The sequence below is a fragment of the Massilia sp. UBA6681 genome (assembly GCF_002454935.1).
Taxonomy (GTDB): Bacteria; Pseudomonadota; Gammaproteobacteria; order Burkholderiales; family Burkholderiaceae_D; genus Telluria; species Telluria varians.
The window spans coordinates 1-2,529 of record NZ_DKJX01000016.1 but is presented as its reverse complement, the minus strand read 5'-3'; the positions used below and the strand labels follow the sequence as shown (position 1 = coordinate 2,529).

General features: G+C 67.0%; 4 protein-coding genes. 2 read left to right on the top strand and 2 right to left on the bottom strand.

The genetic code is table 11. The features are described from left to right. Nucleotides 1-88: 88 nt before the first annotated feature. Entirely contained in the window at nucleotides 89-421 is a 333-nt protein-coding gene (locus B2R83_RS02360) for an RcnB family protein (protein WP_036211954.1), read from the bottom strand. 164 nt (nucleotides 422-585) lie between these two features. Between B2R83_RS02360 and rsxB the strand changes: the two genes are divergently transcribed. Together rsxB and nth are read left to right on the top strand one after the other, a co-directional pair. Beyond that, nucleotides 586-1,278 (top strand): electron transport complex subunit RsxB, encoded by a 693-nt coding sequence (rsxB, locus tag B2R83_RS02355; RefSeq protein ID WP_292038107.1) that lies wholly within the window; start codon nucleotides 586-588, stop codon nucleotides 1,276-1,278. Between the two features lie 9 nt (nucleotides 1,279-1,287). After that, a complete protein-coding gene (nth, locus tag B2R83_RS02350) occupies nucleotides 1,288-1,980 on the top strand; it encodes an endonuclease III (RefSeq protein WP_292038106.1) in 693 nt (230 codons plus the stop codon). A 77-nt stretch (nucleotides 1,981-2,057) separates the two neighbouring features. On the opposite strand, the gene B2R83_RS02345 is transcribed toward nth, so the two are convergent. Continuing rightward, nucleotides 2,058-2,529: RNA-guided endonuclease InsQ/TnpB family protein (locus B2R83_RS02345; protein WP_292038105.1), on the bottom strand; the 472-nt coding region annotated here is incomplete at its 5' end.

The following is a 2,529-nucleotide window of genomic DNA, read 5'->3' as shown; positions in this document are numbered from 1 at the left end:
CTATGCCGTTCGAAAGGTCAAGAAGCTCCCTTAACTGAACGGCATTAGGAGCTCGCTCCGGCTTTTTCGTTGGGGCTGGCGGCGTGGTTCAGCGTCCCACCAGCACCTCCTGCACCACCCCGGTGGCGATCGCCACCAGCGCATAATCGTTCCCCGCCTGCACCCACTGGTGCCCCGGCGGCGGTTCGGTGAGGCGGTGCGCCTTCCAGTTCTCCACCACGAAATGATGCGTCCGGTAGCGTGGCGGCAGCTGCTCGCCGCGCTTGAGCTGGCCGCTGGCCTCCACGCTGCGCCAAGGCCCCGGCCTGGCGGCCTGCTTCGCTTGCGCGCGCGCTTCCTGTTCGCCGCGCTGGTGCGCCTGGGCCGCGGCGCCACCGGCCAGCACCGCGGCGACGAGCGCCGGTACGATGAGTTTGTTCATGTGAGCTCCTCTTCAGCGTCGAGGCTCCAGTACATCACGCACGAACCCGGCAGTCTGTTCGCTCCAGCACGGAGAGCGTGGGATGCCAGTGGCATCCCACGCAACTTCGCACCCCCTCCGATTTTGGCGGATAATGTCGGCTTTGAACGCCTCACCTTCGCGCCGTGACCAAGACCCTCGCCGACCTGATCGAAGACGCTTTGCCGCAGACGCAATGCACCAAGTGCGGCTATCCCGCATGCCGTCCGTATGCTGAAGCGATCGCGCGCGGCGAAGCCGAGATCAACCAGTGCCCGCCCGGCGGCATCGAGGGCGTCCGGCGCCTCTCCAGCATCACGGGCCGTCCGGTCATCCCGATCAACCCCGCCAACGGCATCGAGCGACCACGCCCGGTCGCCTTCATCGACGAGTCGCTCTGCATCGGCTGCACCCTGTGCATCCAGGCCTGCCCGGTCGACGCCATCATGGGTGCGGCCAAGCAGATGCACTCCATCCTGCCGAGCCTGTGCACCGGCTGCGACCTGTGCGTGGCGCCCTGCCCGGTCGACTGCATCTCGATGGTCCCGGTGACGGGGGAGCGCACCGGCTGGGACGCCTGGTCGCAGGAAGCCGCCGATGCGGCCCGCGCCCGGCACGACTTCCGCAGCGAGCGCCTGCGCCGCGAGAAGGAAGAAAACGATGCGCGCCTGGCCGCCAAGGCCCTGGAGAAGATGCGCGCGGTGACCGCGGAGGCGGCCAACACGCCGGAAGAACTGGCGGAAAAGGAACGCAAGCGCGCCATCATCGCGGCCGCGATGGAGCGCGCGCGCCAGAAGGCAGCCGCGAATGTGCCCGATGCGCCACCGGAGCAAAAGTAAGCAAAACCGATGAATCCCGCGAAAAGATTAGAAATATTTACGCGCTTTCGCGCAGCCAACCCCAAGCCGACCACCGAGCTCGAATTCACGACCCCCTTCGAGCTCCTGATCGCGGTGCTGCTGTCGGCGCAGTCGACCGACGTCGGCGTCAACAAGGCGACGCGCCGCCTCTACCCGGTGGCGAACACCCCGCAAGCCATCCTCGACCTGGGCCTGGACGAACTCAAGTCCTATATCTCGACCATCGGCCTGTACAACACCAAGGCCGCGAATGTCATGGCGACCTGCCGGATCCTGGTGGAGCAGCATGGCGGCGAGGTGCCGCGCGCGCGCGAGGCGCTGGAAGCCCTGCCGGGCGTGGGCCGCAAGACCGCCAACGTGGTGCTCAATACCGCGTTCGGCGAGCCGACCATGGCGGTCGACACCCACATCTTCCGGGTGTCGAACCGTACCAGGATCGCACCGGGCAAGAACGTCGACATCGTCGAGCAGAAGCTGCTCAAGTTCGTGCCCAAGGACTTCCTGCACGACGCGCATCACTGGCTGATCCTCCACGGCCGCTACACCTGCGTGGCGCGTAAACCCAAGTGCTGGAACTGCCTGATCAATGACCTGTGCGAGTTCAAGGACAAGACGCCGGCGCCCGCCGGGGTGATGGATCCGGCGGCCGACCTGGCCAGCCAGGCCGCCGAACTCGGCTAGCCGAGCCGTTTTTCCCCAGTCGCGAACGAGGCGCGCACGATGCGCCCGTCCGCTACTTCATACACGCACAGCATCTGCTAGCAAAAACGTGCACATAAATGTGCTGCGTTCTCTTCCTGCCCCGAGCCGTCCTGCTGACCGTGCTCGTGCCTGACAGGCGTGACTTTCCCGCCTCCCGCCGGCACCTGGCCGGCGGCAGTGCCTGGCGTCGCCGCCGGACTCGCCACGGGTAGCGCCGTTGTCGCCGCGAGGGCGCCGGTGGCGAGCCGTTGCAAATTGATGGCCGCGTTGACGTCGCGGTCGTGGTACGCGCCGCAGCCGGCGCATGTCCAGATGCGCTCGCCCAGGACCAGGGCGGCGTTGCGTGCCCCGCAGCCAGAACAGCGCTTGCTGGACGGGTACCAGCGGTCGGCCAGCACGATCAGGGTGCCGTAGCGCGCAGCCTTGTACAGCAGGTGGCGACGGATCTCGTAAAAGCCGACATCCGCGATCGCGCGGGACAGCCTGGCGTTGGCCAGCATGCCGCTCACGTTCAGGTCCTCGATCGCC

What these genes read in the sequence shown, in the direction of transcription:
- B2R83_RS02360 (WP_036211954.1), bottom strand. Translation starts at nt 421, where the DNA reads ATGAACAAACTCATCGTACCGGCGCTCGTCGCCGCGGTGCTGGCCGGT.
- nth (WP_292038106.1), top strand. Translation starts at nt 1,288, where the DNA reads ATGAATCCCGCGAAAAGATTAGAAATATTTACGCGCTTTCGCGCAGCC.